The sequence below is a fragment of the Bacillus sp. 22-7 genome (genome assembly GCF_010628845.1).
Taxonomy (GTDB): Bacteria; Bacillota; Bacilli; order Bacillales; family Cytobacillaceae; genus Cytobacillus; species Cytobacillus firmus_B.
The window spans coordinates 47,133-67,442 of record NZ_NJQY01000002.1 but is presented as its reverse complement, the minus strand read 5'-3'; the positions used below and the strand labels follow the sequence as shown (position 1 = coordinate 67,442).

The window sequence follows — 20,310 nt, the reverse complement described above, 5'->3', positions numbered from 1 at the left end:
ATAAATTACTAGATTCTATTTTAGTATTAAGAGCTTTTAATCTCTTGTACCCGGCTGAAAATAGCTGAAACATACAAAAAAAGGCACCGGACCTTGAGTCATTTTGATGACTAAAGATCCGGGTACCTGTTATTAATAAATCTTTTACGGAAATTAATCTTAAAAGCTGAAGCAGCTGCTCCCTGTTTTAAATACGAATGCCGGAAGGTTTTCCATGGAAAAATTTTTTTAATGAAGAGCCTATATTAATCAATCACCGGGTGAATTTTCAGGAATCAATATCTGACCGGCTTTTCCAACCTTAAGCAGTGTCTGCATAATGGCCATCGACAGGCTTCCCGCCTGATAAGGCTTTATCAGGTATTCATGAGCTCCCAGTGACAGGCCTTTCTCTTTTTCATCCAGTGCAGTTGAAATAATGATTGGAATGTGACTTAATACTTCATTTCGTTTTAATATCTTCATAATACTCCATCCATCAAGCCCCTCATCAAGCATGATATCCAAAACAATCGCATCAGGCAGGTGATTTTCCAAATACTCCAGGACATCCCTTCCATTATTGAAATGCTTCGCATGCAAATTGTTTTCCGTAAGCTCCTGAATAAACAGTTCTGCCAGGCTTTGGTCGTCTTCAATAACCAGCACTTCATAGCGTGTGCCGCTTTGATGAATATTCTCATCCAGTCCATGGGAAGGCTTATAAACAGCTGGAATGGAAACTATGAAGGTACTTCCTTTCCCGTATTTAGATTTGACACTTATCATTCCATCATGAGCCTTTACTATTTCCTGTACAATGGACAGCCCAAGCCCCGTTCCGCCAATTCGGCGTCGATCTGAATTGTCCACTCTGTAAAATTTGTTAAAAATATCCGCAGCTGCATTTTCAGGAATTCCCAGTCCTTGATCTTCCACTTCTATATGAAGCAGGCTGTTTTCTTCAAACAACCTTATATTGATGGGACCTCCAGATGGAGAATACTTGATGGCATTGCTTATCAAATTGGAAAATACCTGTTCGATTTTGCAGGAATCACCAAGAATGACATCATTTCCACTAAATGGTTCTAATGTAATATTGTGAACATCCGTCTGCACCTGCTGATTATCAATTACTTTCTCAATAATAGGAATAAGCTCAATATATTTTTTTTCATATGTTTGTTTACCGGATTCCATCCGTTGGACATCAAGAAAATCGTTGATTAGAGACGTAAGCCTCTTCGCCTCATTTAATATTGTCATCAAATATTTCTTCTGCTTTTCCGCCTTGAGTTCCCTGTTCAGCAGCAGCTCCGAGAAACCTAAAATGCTGGCAAGCGGTGTTCTCAATTCATGGCTGACGGTGCTGACAAACTCCGATTTCATTTCATCCACTTTAAATTCTTTTGTAATATCCCTGTGGACCAATACAGTTCCAACACACTCATTATTCTGATAAAGATCTTCACAGTACATCTGGCAGATATGCCCTCTATCCTTTGTTTTGTATACAAACGTTTCCCCGCTGGATGTTTTACCATTAAAGGCCCGCCAGATGAATTCGGTAAAACCATCTTCATCCTCTACCTGCTGTTTTAGAAGTACGCTCCATTTATCCCAAGTCAGTCCAACAATCCCTTCAAACCCACCCTCACAGTGGAACATTTCGCAAAGCTGTTTATTGACCTGCAGGATGCAGCCGTCCCTGTCAACATACTGCAGACCTTCCTTTACAGTGTTGAGAATATCCTGGTTCAATTTTCTATTCGCTTCAGAGTTTTCGTAAGAACTGATTTTATCGAGCGACAGCCCAATCTGTTTTGATAGTGCCGAATATTCATCCATATGCGACTGTGCAAAAGGAAAGCCGTATCTGGTGAAAACCATGACAGCCGTAACCTCTTGATTTGAAGAAATTACAGGCAAATAAAGGTCATAGCCGAAAACGGTTCTTACATGGTAGCCCTTCTCTTCTTGAAGCAATTGTCTCTTAACAGCAAAACCTTCTTTTGTTTGTTTCAGCCTCTCAATTAATCCGCTTCTCAAATGATTCTTGAACTGTTCTACTCCAAAAGATGAAATGCCAAATGAAGCAGATTCATCATTTTCAAGCATTACAATGATCCCGCAGTCCGCTTCAATGACATTGGACATATTCATTACAATACTTTCCAGCACTTCCTGTTTTTTTAGTGAATTGGAGATGCCATTAATCAATTCATTCCGGCGCTCAAGTTTTCTTTCATTTGATTGCATGGTTCCAAGAGCATCTTCCAATTCTCCTCTCTGCGCTTGAAGTTCGTCCTGCTGAGCAATAAGCTCCTCATTTTGCGCAAGCAAATCCTGCTCTTTTTCCTGCAGGGTCACCACCATTTTTTGAAAGGCAACAGACAGGACTGCTAATTCATCCATACGATCCTGCCCTACATTCAGTTCCGCCTTTCCTCCCCTGGCAATTTCTTCAGCAGCATTGGCAAACTGAGTAAGCGGCTGTCCTACCTGCTTGAACATAATCCGGATCATCCGAAACAGAATGACCAGAATGACAACAAGAAAAAGAAAGAAACCTGTTTGTATATAGGATTGTTTTTGGATTAAATCCTGAACCCTGTCGTTCAGCTCATCATTCAAATTTTGCAGATAAACCTGAATATCATCCTGAAAGGTATTAATCCTTGCAGTAGCACCGGAATCTGCCATTTTAATGATTTCGTCCATACGGCCTGCTTCAAAATATTCAATGGACACGGGAAGTCTTTCAATGAAATAATAATCCGCAAATTCATCCATTTCCTTCCCAAAGGCTTTGTCCTCATTGGTTGAAGCAAGGCCATTGTATTCACTGATAAGTTTTCTGATCTGTGGCCTTAAGGCAGCAGCCTGGTTTTTTAATTCAGGATTCCCAAAGGCGAAGTAGCCTCTGACATCAAAAAAGACGAGATTGAAGTTATGATCAATTTGCTGAACAATTTCTTCTTTTTTTATAAGCTTTTCGCGTTCTTTGTAATAAGAGCTGTTTATTTGCTCTTGCAGCAAAATTAAAATACTGGTTCCCGCCAGAAAGAGAAGGACGAATACTCCCATAAGCGCAACAATCTGCCTGGTCAGGCTCTTTTTTATAAAATGATTAAGCTTCATCTGCTATTTTTCCAACCTTCTCAAATAATTGAAGAGGGCTGAATGGTTTAACCATGAAATAATCGGCCCCTGCCTTTAAAACCTCTTCCTGTTCATTTTGCTGGCTTTTGGCAGATAACATTAATATTTTCACTTCTTTGTTAAGAGCCTGCTCACCCCGGATTTTCCTGATGACATCAAGACCGGTAAGTCCAGGCATCATATAATCCAGAATGACCAAATCAAACTGCTTTTTTTCAAGCAGCTTCAGGGCTTCTTCTCCATCTTCAGCTTCATCGACTTCAAAGTCCCCTTCTTCCAGAGTGTCAGCAATAAGCATGCGCAGAATTTCTTCATCCTCAGCAATCAATATCTTTTTCATTTACTTCTCTCCCAACTCTGCGGAGTCAAATGATTCTTTCATAATATGATAGGACTTTTTAAGCCTTTCATGGTAATCTGGCTCCTCCCACTGGTCCCAGGAATAATAGGCAGAATCTTTTCCATGGAGCACTCCATCTTGCATCTTTGGAAAAGAATCCAAGATACCTGCTCTGTCCTCCGACACGGCACTAATTCTTAACCCCTCAATTGTCTGGCTGCCTGCGAGCCCTTCTCTCCATAGATCCCCAGCTATCTCTTTCTGGCTTGGATCCTTTATATTAAGCAATGCCCACGGAAGTCTGATCTCCATTACTTTTTTACTCCTGCTAATACTTATATCGGTTAATGAATTGAAGTGTTCATGAGCAGGATTTGCATTCCCAAACTGTAAATTGCCTGTCTCATAGGATTTGAACGGTTTCGTTTCCCCAGTGGATGGAATAGTTAATTCCTTATTCAGTGCTAACCTGATAGGGTGGAAGACTCCATTATCCTTTTTATTGGCATAGCTTTCATTCGGAATCATATTCAGCATATGGCTATAATGATAATAAAAAGTATCATAATAGCTATCTATTAAAAGTCTGGATTTATCCTGTCCGCCTATTTCTGCCATAAAGTCAACTCCGAAGTCCGTTTTGACCTTTCCTGTCAGAACCGGGATCGAAGTCTGTCCCTGCTCTGCAATGGTATCGATCAGTAAACGTGTGGTCTCATTCTCCAGGTCAATAGGATGGTTATAATCCAGCCGGATATATAAGTGTTCCTCATCAGAACGAACATACATATCCTTCAAGTAAGAATTCTTACGGCCAGAACTGTAGACAGGTTTCGCGTTCAGCTTTTTCCAATCACCTGCAATGCCATCCACATATATTCCAGCTTCATTTTTACCTGGTTCAAAGCTCAGCAGGCCGAAATGCTGTTCATTTGTTTGCCTGTTGGACCAGTATGGACGCCGGTCAGGATTATCATAATCCATCGTATTCCAGGTTCGCTTAAACCATTCATCCTGCCAGGAAAACACGAGACCGCCGGCATAACCTTCAGAAACAATGGACTTAAACAGCCGGCTGTTTATTTTTCCCTGCTCCTCCTCGGAGTGAAATCCCTGATTCATGTCCCCAACGTTCTCATGGGTCATCCCCCTGGACGAAGGGACTCCGAATTCCGCTACCATTACTGGCATCTCGTGGACAGCGATTAAATCATGAAGATAGCCTGCATAATTATTCTTTTCCCCTTTTGAATCGATGTAATTGACATACTTCTCTTCATAGTTAAGGAAATCAGGGTAATATGGATAAACATGATAAGAGGCAAAAAGGCCAGCGTGAAACCTATCTGTCCTCTTTATATGATTAGGGTTTACAGAAACCATATCTTCCTTAACCGACGGCTCTGAAGGGTGTTCCAGAAGATCGGTCGTTACCCAGTTGGTAAAACTCATTGAATGCTGCCATTCGTAGCTCGCGGTTTCATAATTCACGGCATAGTCCATCATTTCAGCAAGCCAGATTTCAAACGGGCTGGCATCAGCTGTCTGGAAATACTCACCGGAGAATTGCTGAAGTCCCTTATGTTTATTATTCGTGCCTTTGACCGCCTCAGGATCCCACTCAATACCAACCATAAAGCCAAGCACATATGGTGAGATATCAAATGTATATTCGCCTGAAGCATGCCCTGGCCTCTCCTCAATGACGGCATTTCCATGAATAATATCAATCATTTTCTGCATTTCATTTTTAAAATCTTTAGTTACAGCATCTGAGAAAGCATCCTGCTCCTTAACCAGTGTTTCTTCATTGACCCAGACACCATGGAACAGAAATAATGGCTTTTCTGCAATCTGATTATATTTATGAAACGCTTCATAAAATGCCGGCGGATGCAAAGTATAGATCCTGATAGCATTGGCATTCATATCGCCTATTGCTTTAAACCAGCGGAAATACTCAGCTTCAGTAATTCCTGTTTCTCCCGGGAAATGGCCAGGCTTGGCTATTCCCATATTGACCCCTTTTATTAGCAGATCCTCCCAGGTGCCATTTTTCAGTATTTGAATATAATCTTCACTTGTTTGGCTATTGAATTGTATACCATTGGTCTCATCTATTTCCGTGGTGAATTTGCTATTCGCCAGCTGCGGCTTTACCTGCAGCACCTTTTTCATCATTGGTACGTACGCTTCCCAGTAAAAAGAATCATTGGCACTAAAATGTTCTTTCCACTTGGCAAGTCCTCTCGTCTGATAAATAGTTGGCACTTCTGCTTCATCTGCATAATCGCCTGCAAAATAATAGGAAGCATACGCAGCGTTGCTGTGCTGAATAACAGCTGGGAAGGTTTCAGGGATTCCGGCATTCTGCAGCTTGCTTTTTCCTGTCTTAGTAAGAGGCAATGAATACTCAGCCAGTACTTCATCCGCATTTCTTGCCTCGATTACATCAAACCAATACCGATAGGGCGCTCCCACCTTCATTCCGAAGAAATCCTCGCCCTTATCAGTAAGGCGGAACTCAACCCCTTTACCTTCCATTTCACTCTCTTCGACAACCACAACGTAATCATTCGAGTTCACAAATACGAGACCGGAACCTTTAAGACCCCAATTTCCGTCTCCATAGTGTTCCTTTACCCAGATAGGAACTTCACTGTCCGATAGGTCAGGGAAATACCTCCCAATCCACCCGCTCCAGCTGATATTCAATAAATTGGTCAATCGGTGCCGGGCCTCATCTGATGAAGGACTTGCAAACGTATTGAATTCTGCAATGAGTGTTTTCCCTTTGGAGGATACTAACGTTTCCTCCAGCTGAATAACCTCCTCCTCCTGCAGCCCGCCATATAGATTAGAAGACCGTTCTCCCAATGGATTGCTTCCATAGAATTCTTCCTCATAAACCCCATACGTATCTGCAAGGTAAAGAACCTGATATTTTTCAAGATTGTCCGGTAATGGCTTAATAGTATATTCATTATTCATTCCTGGTTTAAAGCCGCTGTAATCAGCCTCAATACTGTATCGATTCCCATCTGATTTGATATATTTTTCATTATTTAAAATCCATATAAGTCCCTTATGCTCCCGATAAGAGTCATCCGGCACTGTTTTGTCCAAAATAAACACATTCAGTTTTTGATCCTGCTTTATCCACCATGTCCAGAAAGGACTGGAAACAACGATCAGCACGGCAAAAACAAACAGAAAAACGGCTGTTTGCCCTTTGGTAAATTGTCTCATCCGGAAACACCTTTTCTTTTCATTTCTCCCCAGCTTGTATCGCCTTTGACCAGCTGCCATATTCCTTCACATCTCCAAAAAACCGTCAAAGGCCTGTACCATAACGTTTCAGTCAATGAATAGAAAAACAGTTTGATTAAATCAGAGACTTTTGGAAATTTCCTTAAGCTCCATTCCTCAAGTAAAACGGCGGCCATGGAGAAAAGTGAACCATATAAACACGATAGCAGAAAAATCAGGATGGCAAACTCAAGATAGATACCACCCAAAAATAGCGAAATAACCACATAAATGTATCCCAATAATTCAACTATCGGGCCCAAAAACTCTACGATCCAAAAGTATGGAAAGGATATAAACCCTATAAGGCCGTATCTTGGATTAAAGGTCATCTTCCTGTGTGTCCACAGACTTTCAAATAATCCGCGATGCCACCTTCGCCTTTGCCTTCTTAGGTAGGTCGGGCTTTCCGGAACTTCTGTCCAGCAAACAGGGTCAGGGACGTAGACGATTTTTTTCTTTTGCTTTTTATCTCTGATAAGTCTATGGAGCCTTACTACGAGCTCCATATCCTCGCCAACTGTATTGGTTTTATAGCCTCCCGCATCAATGACCCATTGCTTGGAAAAAACACCGAAGGCTCCAGAGACAATCAGAAGTAAATTATGCCGGCTTAATCCAATCCTGCCCATTAAAAAGGCCCTTAAATATTCGATTATTTGCATGATGACTAAAGGCTCCCTGGCTAAGCCAACCTTTAAAATATTGCCGTCCTGTATTTCACAGCCATTCGCAATGCGGATGCTTCCGCTAGAAGCAATCACTTCCCCATCAGAATCCAATATAGGCTTCATTACCTTTAAGAAAGCATCCCTTTCCAGTACAGAATCTCCATCCAATGAACAGAAATAAGGAAAATGGGAAAAGTTAATTCCTGCGTTCAGCGCATCAGCTTTTCCTCCATTCTCTTTGTCTATTAAAAATAGATTTGGAAGAGAAGCGGACTGGTAAACTTTTTTAACAGCCTTTGTTTCAACCTGCTTCCTGACAGCTGGGTTAATTTCCTTCATTTGATAATGTGTAATCATTTTTTCAATGGTGTCATCTTTTGAACCGTCATTGACAACGATAATCTCAAAAGAAGGATAATCTATACTCAGAAGGGATCGTACACTGGCAACAATGCCTGCTTCTTCGTTATATGCTGGTACAATGATGGAAACCGGTTTTGCGAAGGATTCATTCATATACTCGTCAAATGTCTGGTTTCGGTTCAGCAAATATTCCTTCCTTAGCTGAAAAACTGAGATTACTAAAATAATTGAATAGAAACTAATGACCAGCACCATAAAGACTGCTATAAATGCAGCAAATCCGACCAATATATTTCCCCACATAAAAGCCATAATCAACCAAATTCTCCTTTGTTCATCCATTCCCAGGCCATGTCCCTTGCATACGAATCATCCGAGGTATCCAGTACAATCTGCAATTCTTCTTTTCCGCGAGGGAACATCATAATGGATTGCCCAGCCTGAGATCTCACCCACCAGGAACGATCATGGAGAAGGTCGAGTAAATGTGGCATGAGTTCAGGTTCCTTTAATGAACCGAAGAGCTTCGCAGCCATCATCCTTTCCTTCCAATCCTCGGAATGACGCAAGTCCAGATAGGGTGATATATCCTTAACCATCCCTAGTGAAGAAAGTGCCTTTACTGCTCTTAAACGAGTCTCCCCATCATAGCTGGCATAGACTGACTCAATGAAATGTAAATATCTTAATTCTTTTCTAATTCCAGCAGAATCTATTATGGCGTATTTCAATGGGTTTGCAGCATTATGGAAATCTGTAATTAAACGACTGAACAAGTTTTCATTCAGCCGGAGGATAATATTCCTTAATTCACCGTCCGATAGATTTTCACTATTATACAGAAGAAGATCAGGAATTCCTTCGAATTGAAATGCCGCGAGTATTCTCAAGGATTGTACCCTTTCATCATGTGATATTTTCTCTTTTATAGCTGATTCCAAAACTTGAGGCTGTAACTCAATGAAATGCAGATCTTCGATAGTGTAGAGTGCGTTCATTCTAGTACTCCACCTTCTGCTCTTCAACTGTCTCTGAAAGTAATTTCTCAGATTCCTGTCAGCAAACTCCCTGAGTTTTCCCGTTTCCTCTTCTCCTGTTAAATTGGCTGCGAACTTAGACAAAATCTCTTCTGCAGCCTTCTTTTTTATATCATTATCCAAATGAAGGTGCCGGCTTATTTCTCCTTCTGAGATAAATTCGAAGATCAGCGGACTAAGGGTTTCAATGCATTCATTAATTTTTCTGCGCTCTCGATCTTCCAGCCATTTTCTTATGACAAGGTACAACAGAATGAGAAGCAGTAATCCAGAAATGACAGCAGCTAATAGACCGAGGAAGAATATTTCATTCTTCAGCATTTAGATCAGCCTCTTAATTAAACGCTGAATTCGAGCTTCTAGTTCTGTAAGACTAAATGGCTTTGTCACGTAATCTTCAGCACCAAGCTTCAATGCACGGGCAATATCCTGCTCACTTTTTCTTCCTGTCAGCATAAGAACATGAATGTCCTTCGCTCTCTTAGACTTTTTCATTTCCTGCATAACCTCTAGGCCATCCATTACAGGCATAATCCCATCAAGAATCAGAAAATGCGGCCCCTTTTCTTCTATTCGATTTGAATGCAGGTATTTTCGCCCGTCTTCAAATGCCTGGATATCCAGGTCTGCATGATCGAATTCCATATTGCTGAGGACTTTTGTCAGCATCATTCTAATAATCGAATCGTCGTCAATGACAGAGACATAAAGCTTTTTCTTATGCTGTGCAATAGGATCGGCTTTGCCGCATTCCACTCGAGCTCTTCCCTTTTGTTTCGCTTCATATAAAGCCTGGTCTGTGGCCCTCACTATTGATTCTTTCTCTATCCCCGGCTGATCGACCATACTAACTCCTGCAGAAAAAGTAACACTAAATGAATGGCCGCACTGTTCAAACCTCTTTTCCGAAAACCCTTGTAAAATCTTTTCAAGGGCTATTTTACTTTCGAAATCTGTAGCGCCAGAGAATAAGATAATAAATTCCTCGCCGCCATATCGGAACACATAATCTGTTTGCCGGACATTTTCTTTTAAGTACTTTGCAAATTCAGCAAGGACTGTATCACCTGCAGAATGACCATATGTATCATTAATGTTTTTGAAAAAATCAAGATCAAGTATCGCCAGTGAAAAAATCCGATGATTTCTGGAAAATTCATTCATAAATACTGCTAAACTGTCTTCAAAAAACCTTCTATTATATACACGGGTTAATTCATCTATCATTGCCGATTGATCAAATAATTTCTTATTTTCTAAGTGACGTTCAATCTTTAATAGAAATTCTTCTAAGTCAATTGGCTTTGAAATGAAATCATCTGCCCCCAATTTATATGAGTCTAATCTGGTTTCCCTATCATTGCTTACACTGATCATAATCTTTGGAACATACTTATTTCGGGTATGTTTCTGTAAACTCTCCAAAAACTTAAAACCACTTTCCCCTTCCAAATTAATATCTATTATTAAACAATCTGGACGATGATCATAATACTGCTCTGCTGCAACCTCCAGCTCTGTACTGGCAATAACCATCCAGCCCCTGCTTTCGAGTGCATCTTTCAGGAGAATCAGCATAGAAATATCATCATCAATCAGCTGAACAAGAGGGGCATTTTCCACCCTTATCGGAGCCTGCTGCTTTAATGTGCTTTCGAAATGCTCATACTCATAGCTCATCTCAATTAAATCGTAAAGATAATTTCGTAAAGCCTCCTTATCCCAATCCTCTTTTTCATCCATATTTTCAATATCCAAGATCAGATTATCTGCCAGCTGATGGAGCCCGGTGAGCTGCAGTGTTCCAGCAGTACCCTTTATGGAATGCAGGAACCTGTAAACCTCTTCTTTTTTTATATTCTCAGACAGATTATTTTCAAACCAGTCTGTAATCTGCGTTTTTATTTTCTCAAATAATAGAACTTTATATTTTTTCAGCTCCATTACCTACACCTCGTTTATAAAAGTAGCTAGTGGTCAAAAGTACTTTTTCTATTTTTAAATAAGACTACTAAACCTAAATTAACAAAAATCTTCCATATCATTAGTCTAAAGCATTAGTAATAGGCTTTCAAACCTGGATATGTCCTTCTCTTCCTCATGAACAGCAAAATAGCATTACTTGTCTAAAAGCCTGTTGAGAAAAATTGGATCCAATATACTATAGAGGATAATGATATTGATTGTAAATAAACTGTTACATTTTTTAATGGCTTTTTTTTCCGCTTAAGATACTTATGAATGGCATGGTAAATCTTTGACAGATTTTTGGTCCCTGCCCAGAGAAAAACCCAATTCTGACATGAATTGGGTTTTTACCTTTTTGGAGTACCTGGAGCGTAGTAATACGGCGGCACCTTTAGCCATCCCCGCTTCCTCATTAGTGTTTTTAAAGTAGCTCCAAAAATTGTCCATTCTAAAAAGAATTCAGTCCACATATTGCCTGCATCATTACGGACAGAGTCTGCTTGTCCTTTAGCACAGGCAGTGGAACATGTTACTAGCTTGAATGCGACCCCATTGGTAATTTCATCATCAGTCAGCTTAACGCCTAAAGGAATCTCATTTGGAGTTGAATGGGGTTTTGCTGAGGTTACGTCAGGTAAAGGAATTCCTTCTTTTCTCATAAATGTGCTTAATCTCTTGACCTGTGACTCACATATTTTTACTACATCGGTAAGCATTTCTTTCACTTCATCATCTGTAGTCGTGTTTAAGCCAATTTCTTCGTATCGTATGAATTCCTCCACCAGCGTTAAATACGTCCACATGTCCCCAACTTCAATGACATGCAAGGGTGATTTAGGTTCATTGGTATTATCAAACGCAATTCTGAGCATATTAAAAATTGCTTCTAAAGGATTAGGCATCTATTTTACCTCCTATACTGTATAGGTTGTCTACAGAGTGAGAAAAAATGCATAACTTTTGTCAGATTCTCAGCCTGAATAGCACAGGAGGAACAGCTTAGGAAACCTTTCCAAAAACGGATGGATGACTGGAAGCTACACTAGAAAGAACGGGTGATAGGTATGGCATTTGAAAAAGGACTGTCCAAGTCTGAACAAGCATATGAACAATATACGAATATTAGCTCTGTATTCGCGGAAATTGTGAAGGACGAATTTATCACTACGTGGCAATGGTGGGCAGGACTTGCTTTGTTTATCATTCCCTGGCTGATATGGTTTAAGTATAGAAAAAAAGACAGCACCGGGCGTCTTCTCCTTGCTGGATTTGCAGTCATCATTTTATCCCTGACAATAGATCTTGCTGCCTTATCTTTAGGGTTATGGTCCTATCCAATGATTATTATTCCCCTTGCACCTTTTTTGTTTTTGCCGTATCACTTTTCATTGGCACCAATAGGTATAATGTTAGCTCTTCAAATTAAGCCTGAAATGAATACATTGCTAAAAGGAATCATTTTCTCTGCCATTGCAGCTTTTGGAGGAATGAATTTATTTAACGCCATTGATTTCTACAATCCCAAAGGCTGGTCTACTCTATATGATTTTGTCATCTTCCTCACTCTTTATTACAGCGGGTACTGGATAACGAGAATGGAGAGTTTTCAAGGTCTGGAAAAAGAAACAGGAAAAAAATAAAGACTTTCCTTTTTATCAGAAAGTCTTTTTTGCTATTGGTTCCGGTATGGCTGCGGTATCACCTGCCGCTTCTCTAAATGAAGCAAGGCTTCTCGCAATCAGGAATTGAGCAGAGTAGTAAGTGGCCATGATAAGCATATCTGAATACACAATATCCGCAACAAACATATTCCATGAAAGGATTGAATCAGAGATTACAAACAAAATGCTTCCCGCAATGGCCAGCCTGTTACCGGTTAGGATGGCTGATAACGCCATTAAGGAAATGACCAGCATATAAGCAATAACCGGAATCACCAATGCATCATTTTCTGCTTTGGATAAGGAAGCAACCAGCTGGCTGCCAATGATCAAAGAATACAAGCCTATCGGGATGATGGCTGATATGCGGAGCTTTGTCATCCGGGACATCTTCAAAAATCCAGTCAAATAAAATAGATGCCCAACAAGAAAAGCACCAAGCCCGGCAACAAACGAAACAGCAATGAATCCATCACCAAGCATGCAGAAAAACAGGCCGATAACGATTAAACGCAATGGCGGCCCATTGCTGGCAGGGAGTTTTTGCCATGCATAGAAAATAATGAGTCCCATAGGAATCAGCTTAAAGGTAACTTTGATTGCCAGTGGCTCAGAAGGAACAATGAAAATATACAGTATCGCCATCAATCCAATTAAAATTGGAACCAGCCGGTTATTCAAAATTATTCAACCTCCTTGTGCCGCGTATTAAACCCGTTCCAGTTCTTTAAAAGGCTTTGGCGGTAATTCAACTCGGATTTCATCGCCCGGCTTCACTTCCCCGCTCTCCAAAACAATTCCCATTATGCCGGCCTTTCTAATGAGGTTCCCATTTTCATCCTTCTCTATCACTGCATTTAAAAGCCCAGGCTGAAATTGATCGATCTGAGCACAGGGATTTCGCAGTCCTGTTATCTTGATCATAGCGGAATGACCCAAAAACAAGATTGAGTTTACGGGCAATTCAAGAAGATTGATTCCGGCTGTTGTAATATTCTCACCCATTTGTCCAGGTTCAATATGAAAACGGCCTGACAGCTCTTCAAATAGCTCTTGCTGGATTAAATGAACCTGTCTCAGGTTGGGCTGATCAGGGTTTTGTGCGACTCTGGATCGATGCTTTACCGTTGAGCCAGAGTGAGCATCCCCTTGAACCCCCAATCCCTCCACCAATTTTATGATATCTTTCCTTTCTTTGCTGAACGTATGCTTCTTGCTTAAACTAACAGCGATGACTGTTCCTGCTATTGGCCTTTCCGTCTTTTCCGTATGCATTCTATCACGCAGCCTTCCTACTTTATTTCCCTCTGTTTGTTCCATATTCAACAAAGACGGAAATATTCCTTCTGAACAAGGTCATAGAAAAAGCCGCCGAAGTGGCAGCCTTGTTTAATACTATAGCTATATTTCCAGCTGAATCATGATAGAACTTAACTTACATATCGTTTATAGTTTGATTACCCTTTATTCGATCCAATGTTTTAATAAACCCCACAAATCCCCTTATAGTGAATAAAGTAAAATTCACACTGCCAAATGTATGGAAAATGGACCATTTCCTCCACTTAAATAATCTGGTGTTTCTTTCAAAGAACCATTGGGCAATGCTCATGGGCACACTGAACAGCAAGCTTTTGAGAAGAATATTGCCTAAATTGTCATTGTAAGACATCTTAACCCAAATCACACTTAAAAGCGGGAAAAACAAAATATCATAAATCAGGTTGGTTTTAAAAATCCTTGAAAAAGGCCGGACCGGATATTCTACTCTTTTCGTTCCAACAACATAGGCATCAACCAGAGAAGCCAGAACGCCTTTCGAGAAAAAAATAACTAAAGTCTCCCTCATTTTTTTCCCTTTAAACAAAAATGGAACAGAAAAAATGCACAATCCGAGAAGCAGGTTTAATAATTTTTTCTCCATAGATGATCAGCCTTTCCTATTACAGATATTACTAAATTCACCCACTTTGAATTTATTTATTCCTAAAGCATTGCACCTGAACTTCTTATAAAAAAGACTGCCAATTGGCAGCCGGAATAATAATCATATAGGAATTATTCATTTTAATGATGGTGATGATGTTCATAGCCATGTTCTTCCGCATATTTACGGAAATTTTCCAGGTCCTGCATTCCAGTTGAAGTGCCATCGAGGGCCTGGTTCATTCGCTCCAGCAGGACGGTTCTCAGCTTTGGATGGTATCCGAAGTATTCTGCGATATCTATTGATAAATGAGGATAGCTTTCTTTAAACTGTTCGGCCATTTTGTTCATTCTTTCCATTAAAATGCCGGTAAATAAGAAATAGGGCAGCATGATGATTCGTTTGGCGCCCAGTTTAATGCAGCGGTCTATACCATCATTGACGGTTGGCATTGTGACCCCCATGAAGGCACATTCAACGGATGATACATTTAACTTTTCCCACAGCAATCTGCTTATCTTATAAAAATCTGCATTGGCATAGGGATCGCTGCCGCCTCGTCCGATTAATAAAATAGCTGTATCTTCATGCGTTTGATTAACATCAAAACCGGTTTCAGCAAGTCTTGACTTTAATATTTCAAGAACTTCCTCATGAACTCCTATCGTCAGGCCATAGGTAAACTGAATATCAGGGAAGTGCTCTTTGGCATGTTCAATTTCTGCCGGTATGTGCAGCTTGGAGTGTCCGGCATGTAATAAGATGATGGGAATGACATGGATTTCATCTGCCCCTTTTTCAGCACAAAGCTGAATGCCATCTTCAATATTGGGAGATGCAAATTCTAAGAAGCAGGTTTCTACCAGAAGGGCCGGGTCAATGTCGTTTCTCATTTGATCGATGAATCGGCGGACTTCGTTATTCCCTGCCTCCATCCTGCTGCCGTGGCCGACAAATAAGACAGCTTTTTTCATTGGCCCTTTACCTTTTTTGTATTTATCAATTCCTTTAATGCGGTTTTCATTGCGTTTGCGTTCGCCGTGTTCCATTGAATAGATGATCGACTCTTTTTTCACTGCTTCATGAACGATGCTGCGGGCTGTTTCTTCCTGCTGGACTGAATACCAGGTTCCTTTTGGGTAATCAATGACGACGCATTTGTCTTTACAGCGGCCGTTGCAGCGTGTACGGGATGTGTGAATATGCTCGTCTAATCGGTTTTTCCGGATTTCATCGCGTATTTGCGTTGTGACTTCTTCTGCACCTGCACTCATGCAGGTTGCGCCGTTGCATATTAGCAGGTGGCGCTGCATTTGTGTTAGGTTCCAGGTTGTCATTGGGTGACCTCCCTCTATTAAATTTGATACTCTATCTTGAAATCTTGTTTAGGCTTAGTATAAATCCCGTTGCTTTCCGCTGCGGGCACTTGCTTTCCGCGGGGAGGAACGGGAGCCTCCTCGGCTTCGCCTGCGGGGTCTCCCGCTCCCTCTCCTCCAGCAGGACATTGAATAAGCTCCCTCGAATGACCCCCGCACGAAGGAAATGCGTCAGCATTTTCGAGGATCAAGTGCCCTCCGCTCCAATCAACTCAGCGGATAAATTTTAGTTCAAAAATCCACAAAAACGCACAATCACCTAATTCCTAAATGCTTCTGGATAGAAACCCTTGGCCAAAACCTCCAGCGCTTCCCCAACACGAACCCCTTCAGATGCTGCCGACAGCGGGAGGATGACAAAGCGTTCGTTTTGTACGGCTGGTGTCTGGCTTAAGGCTGGGTCCTTTTTTAGGAATTTTATTTTTTGTTCTGCAGTAGTTGATCCATAATCTATTACTACAATGACATCAGGCTGGCGTTCTACTGCATCTTCTTTTGAGACAGTGGCCCAATTGCCTTTTACATCTCCAAAGACATTGTGCCCGCCTGCCATTGTGACAAGTGTATTCATGAAGTTTTGTGTGGCGGTGAATACATCGGTTTCGCCGCTGTCGTAAACCAGGACATCCAGCGGCTCTTTTACTTCCGGCAATTGGGAACTAATGGCGTCAATTTCTTGATTCATTTGTTGAATTAGTTTTTCACCTCGTTCTTCGACCCGGAAAATTTTTGCGATATTTCGGATGTCACTATAGATATCTTCCAGGGTGGGTGCCACTTTAACAGATGAAGATTGTAAGTAGCTGTTAATGCCTAATTCCTTTAGTTCTTCACGTGTTGCAATGTTTTTCTCATTGAAGGCACTGTCCCAGCCGCCATATAGAAAGTCAGCTTCCGCAGAGATGACTTGCTCCTTTGATGGATATTGCTCGGCCAATACTGGTACCTTGTCGTACGCCTTCTGTAATGGCTCATAAATCTCGTTATCCAAGAATGCAGTGCCAGCCATGGAATCTTCTAAACCAAGTGCCAGCATGATTTCGGTCACATGCTGATTTAATGATATTGCATTCTTCGGCGCTTCTTCGTATTCATTCACAAAGCCTTCATTTTCAATAACCACTTTCTCCGTCTGCTCCGCTTGCTCACTTTTCACCTTTGCTGTGTTTGCTTTTTCTGCTGAGCATGCGGCTAATAATAATGCTGCCGCTAAAACCAGGAAAACCCAAATTCTGCTGCTTTTCATGTTCATATGTCCCTCAATTCACTTTAATTGTTTGTGTGAAAAAATAGATGAAGTTTTTTGGTAAATGGGTTTTTCGAAACACCTGCCTGCATATGGAAGACTTCCTTCAATGTTTCTTCCGTCAGGACTTGCTCAGGTGTCCCCGACATATAAAGAGCTCCCTCGTTCATGACCAGCAGCTCATCACAATACCCGGCTGCCAGGTTTAAATCATGGAGCGCTGCCACAATCGTGATCGGCAGATCTTTTACTAAATCCATTAATTGATATTGATGTTCAATATCCAGATGATTGGTCGGTTCATCAAGAATTAATATGTTTGCCTGCTGTGCCAGGGCGCGTGCGAGCATCACCCGTTTCTTCTCGCCGCCTGATAATTGGTTAAACATGCGGTTTTCCAGGTGAATCACATTTGCAAGCACCATGCTTTCTTCTGCAATGGCAAAGTCATCCTGATTGTCAGCGGAAAGCCATTTCTTGTAAGGCATCCGCCCCATCATGACCAAGTCCTTTACCGTAAAATCAAAGAGTACCGGAGTTTCCTGACTTACAACAGCTAACTCCTGAGCAAGCTTTTTCTGCGGGATATCGAGAATATCTTTTTCATTTAACGTCACGAAACCGCTCGTTTGTTTTAAATGACGATAAATGATTTTGAGCATTGTCGACTTTCCGCTGCCATTCGGTCCAATGATGCCAATGAATTTTCCCTGTTGCACCGAAAAAGTGATATTGTTTAAGATTTGCTTGTCCGGCACTGAAAAGGACATATTTTTGACCAGGATCATCACTATTCACCGTCCCCAAAAGAATAACGCTTTCGCCTGAGCATCCAGATAAAGAATGGGCTTCCGCAAATGGCGGTAATAATTCCGATTGGCATTTCTTCAGGCGCCAGCACCATACGTGCAGCCATATCCGCCCAAACTAAGAAGATGGCACCGATCAGAGCGCTTATCGGCAGAACCAGTTTGTAATTTGAACCCGCCAGCATCCGCACGATGTGAGGAATAATCAGCCCGACGAAGCCAATGCTTCCGCTGACAGCGACGACCACACCGGTCAGAAGGGATACAAAGAGAATGATAAAGATCCGAAAACGGTCCAGATTCACGCCAAGTGTCGCGGCCGTTTCCTCACCAAGCAATAAAGCATTAAGCTGCCGATAATTCACGAGCAGCAGAATAAAAACAAGCAGCAGTGAAAAAAATGGAATGCCAAGATTGGACCATTTCGCGCCCGCCAGACTGCCGAGCATCCAATGCATGACCGCTTGAATGCCGCCCTGCTGCTTGGACATCATCAGCATAAAATTGGTAATGGCGGATAACACCATCGAAACCGCAATCCCCGCCAATAGCAGGCGAATGACCGACATGCGCCCATTGACGCGTGCTAAAAAAAACACAATCATGACCGCAAAAATGGCCCCTAAAAATGCGGCAAGGGAAATGGCATACTCCCCCAAAACGCTGAATGCACCAAGTAAAATGACAGATGCCGCTCCAACGGATGCTCCGGAAGATACTCCGAGAATGTAAGGATCTGCTATCGAATTTTTCACTAATGCCTGAATGGCTGCCCCGCAAATGGCCAATGCGGCACCTACTATGGCAGCAAGTACAATACGGGGGAATCGTATATTCCAAATAATAACCTTCTGTGCATTAGTAGCATCTGTATCTATGAATAGACCCAGCTTGGAGAAGAGCACTTCCCAAATAAGGCTTGGGGTAATGTCCACAGATCCTACCATCACTGCTAGAGTCATGGAAGCAAGCAGCCCAGCGGCCAGGGCAGCCATCAGTAATGCAAACCGTCCCCTTGTCATATATGCTTCACAGGCTCCCAGCTGATGATTGCCGCATGGAAAGGATAACGGTACACATACCCGCCATCCTCTTTGGAAATAAATCGTTCCAATGAGGCACCCACATGTGTTTGTTCAAACCGGGGAGATAAGATTTTCTTGCTCTGGGCATCAATTAACTGCTGCCATGTATCATAACGATGCTCCCGCTCAAGCTTTATCATTTCACAATCTGCATAAATGCCTAACTGGTACAGCATATTGACGATCATGATATAATCCCGGCGCGGGTATTTAATGTCATAGCCAAACTGCTCATCCAACAGGACGTAATGCGGCTGAATAGGGCCAGTCGTTAAGCCGATTATGGCACGTTTTTTTGCCAGCCTGTTCATTTTCTTCAGTGCTTCATTCATTTCATACATTCGATAAAAGCAGTTCACCCCCACCACAATATCATGCGGCTCCAATTGTGCTTCTTCCCATTTACTGTGGACAAACTGGATACGGGCATCCTCTTCAAAGTACTGCTTTAAGTATGCGAGCACACTCTTTGAACCATCCACCAGAGTTAAACTTCCGGCATCCTGGCTGAGCGGAAAGGTATAGTTCCCCCATCCCGGACCGAATTCAATACAGCTTGAGTCTTCCGGGATATGCGGCTTCATTTTTTCGTAGATCCTTTTGGCATACTCATCTGTTTGCTTGTATCTTTTTTTCTTCATGGATTGCATCCAAAAGGCTTCCTCCAGCTCATCATCAACCATTCGCTCCGGCATCCTGCCATGCCAATCCAGCATGCCTTCTTTCCAGAGCTTCTCAAAATCGTATTGCAAAAGGGATTCTTTTATCATTGAAATTCTCCTCAGTTTCCAAAACCTAACTAGATACAGGCCTAAATACTCGGGAGGAGCTGCTTAAAACTCCAGCCCCTTCATGGCTTTAACTTCCTGTTCGGCATAATAATGTTTGGTGGCATCGATGGTAGAAACTAAATCGGCCAATTCGAGAATGGCTGGATGTGCAGAACGCCCTGTGATCACCAAATGCATCGATCCAGGACGGTTTTGAATGGCCTCCAGCACCTCAGATAATGGCAGCACATCGTCAATGGGAAAACGTGTAATGGCCAGAGCATTATTCAGTTCGTCCAGCACTAACACATCTGTTGTTTCATTTTTTAATTCTTCTTTTACTGTCTGCCAGGCGGTCGCAAGTGCTTCACGGTGCTCCTCCGGTGTTTTCGTCCATGTAAACCCGATTCCCAGCTGCACAGTTTCAACACCAAGTTTCCTGAGGGCCAGCTGTTCACCATATGTACGCTCCGGTGATTTAATAAATTGAAAGTATTTCACCTTCATGCCCCGGCCAATTGCCCTTAATGTTACACCAAGCGAGGCGGTTGTTTTTCCTTTGCCATCTCCTGTATAAACCAGCAGCATTCCTTTTTGTGGCATA

17 protein-coding genes are annotated in these 20,310 nt (G+C 41.8%); 1 reads left to right on the top strand and 16 read right to left on the bottom strand.

Going from position 1 to position 20,310, the window contains the following annotated elements; all coding sequences use genetic code 11:
• Nucleotides 1-249: 249 nt before the first annotated feature.
• The 7 genes from CE058_RS01040 to CE058_RS01010 all read right to left on the bottom strand — a co-directional run bounded on the left by CE058_RS01040 (nucleotide 250) and on the right by CE058_RS01010 (nucleotide 11,734).
• Entirely contained in the window at nucleotides 250-3,123 is a 2,874-nt protein-coding gene (locus CE058_RS01040; RefSeq protein ID WP_163139708.1) for an ATP-binding protein, read from the bottom strand.
• Nucleotides 3,113-3,484 carry a response regulator transcription factor gene (locus CE058_RS01035; RefSeq protein WP_048008658.1) on the bottom strand — a complete coding sequence of 124 codons (372 nt, stop codon included), beginning with the start codon at nucleotides 3,482-3,484 and terminating at the stop codon, nucleotides 3,113-3,115. Before CE058_RS01035 ends, CE058_RS01040 begins: the two co-directional genes overlap by 11 nt.
• Nucleotides 3,485-6,733 (bottom strand): hypothetical protein, encoded by a 3,249-nt coding sequence (locus CE058_RS01030; RefSeq protein WP_163139706.1) that lies wholly within the window; start codon nucleotides 6,731-6,733, stop codon nucleotides 3,485-3,487.
• Nucleotides 6,730-8,130, bottom strand: a complete 1,401-nt coding sequence (locus CE058_RS01025; RefSeq protein ID WP_483297528.1) for a glycosyltransferase family 2 protein — start codon at nucleotides 8,128-8,130, stop codon at nucleotides 6,730-6,732. Before CE058_RS01025 ends, CE058_RS01030 begins: the two co-directional genes overlap by 4 nt.
• Nucleotides 8,131-8,141: 11 nt before the next feature.
• Entirely contained in the window at nucleotides 8,142-9,185 is a 1,044-nt protein-coding gene (locus tag CE058_RS01020) for a HEAT repeat domain-containing protein (RefSeq protein WP_163139702.1), read from the bottom strand.
• A complete protein-coding gene (locus CE058_RS01015) occupies nucleotides 9,186-10,808 on the bottom strand; it encodes a GGDEF domain-containing response regulator (protein ID WP_163139700.1) in 1,623 nt (540 codons plus the stop codon).
• A 371-nt stretch (nucleotides 10,809-11,179) separates the two neighbouring features.
• Nucleotides 11,180-11,734 carry a DUF3231 family protein gene (locus tag CE058_RS01010; RefSeq protein ID WP_163139698.1) on the bottom strand — a complete coding sequence of 185 codons (555 nt, stop codon included), beginning with the start codon at nucleotides 11,732-11,734 and terminating at the stop codon, nucleotides 11,180-11,182.
• Nucleotides 11,735-11,896: 162 nt separating this feature from the next.
• On the opposite strand from CE058_RS01010, the gene CE058_RS01005 reads away from it, so the two are divergent.
• Nucleotides 11,897-12,472, top strand: a complete 576-nt coding sequence (locus tag CE058_RS01005) for a CBO0543 family protein (RefSeq protein WP_048008654.1) — start codon at nucleotides 11,897-11,899, stop codon at nucleotides 12,470-12,472.
• Between the two features lie 15 nt (nucleotides 12,473-12,487).
• Here CE058_RS01005 and CE058_RS01000 read toward each other — a convergent pair whose 3' ends face one another.
• The 9 genes from CE058_RS01000 to CE058_RS00960 all read right to left on the bottom strand — a co-directional run bounded on the left by CE058_RS01000 (nucleotide 12,488) and on the right by CE058_RS00960 (nucleotide 20,309).
• Entirely contained in the window at nucleotides 12,488-13,174 is a 687-nt protein-coding gene (locus tag CE058_RS01000) for a lysoplasmalogenase (RefSeq protein WP_163139696.1), read from the bottom strand.
• Nucleotides 13,175-13,201: 27 nt separating this feature from the next.
• Entirely contained in the window at nucleotides 13,202-13,768 is a 567-nt protein-coding gene (locus CE058_RS00995; RefSeq protein WP_163139694.1) for an MOSC domain-containing protein, read from the bottom strand.
• 160 nt (nucleotides 13,769-13,928) lie between these two features.
• Complete coding sequence (locus tag CE058_RS00990; protein WP_076258672.1) at nucleotides 13,929-14,417, bottom strand: CBO0543 family protein; 489 nt, start codon at nucleotides 14,415-14,417, stop codon at nucleotides 13,929-13,931.
• Between the two features lie 143 nt (nucleotides 14,418-14,560).
• Entirely contained in the window at nucleotides 14,561-15,757 is a 1,197-nt protein-coding gene (locus tag CE058_RS00985; RefSeq protein ID WP_163139692.1) for a CbiX/SirB N-terminal domain-containing protein, read from the bottom strand.
• 298 nt (nucleotides 15,758-16,055) lie between these two features.
• Nucleotides 16,056-17,042: an ABC transporter substrate-binding protein gene (locus CE058_RS00980; RefSeq protein ID WP_163139690.1), complete on the bottom strand. Its 987-nt coding sequence runs from the start codon at nucleotides 17,040-17,042 to the stop codon at nucleotides 16,056-16,058.
• A 23-nt stretch (nucleotides 17,043-17,065) separates the two neighbouring features.
• Complete coding sequence (locus CE058_RS00975) at nucleotides 17,066-17,830, bottom strand: ABC transporter ATP-binding protein (RefSeq protein ID WP_048008649.1); 765 nt, start codon at nucleotides 17,828-17,830, stop codon at nucleotides 17,066-17,068.
• A 2-nt stretch (nucleotides 17,831-17,832) separates the two neighbouring features.
• Nucleotides 17,833-18,873 carry a FecCD family ABC transporter permease gene (locus tag CE058_RS00970; protein ID WP_163139688.1) on the bottom strand — a complete coding sequence of 347 codons (1,041 nt, stop codon included), beginning with the start codon at nucleotides 18,871-18,873 and terminating at the stop codon, nucleotides 17,833-17,835.
• A complete protein-coding gene (locus tag CE058_RS00965; protein WP_163139686.1) occupies nucleotides 18,870-19,706 on the bottom strand; it encodes a class I SAM-dependent methyltransferase in 837 nt (278 codons plus the stop codon). Before CE058_RS00965 ends, CE058_RS00970 begins: the two co-directional genes overlap by 4 nt.
• 63 nt (nucleotides 19,707-19,769) lie before the next feature.
• A complete protein-coding gene (locus CE058_RS00960) occupies nucleotides 19,770-20,309 on the bottom strand; it encodes a cob(I)yrinic acid a,c-diamide adenosyltransferase (protein ID WP_048008646.1) in 540 nt (179 codons plus the stop codon).
• Nucleotide 20,310: the final 1 nt, after the last annotated feature.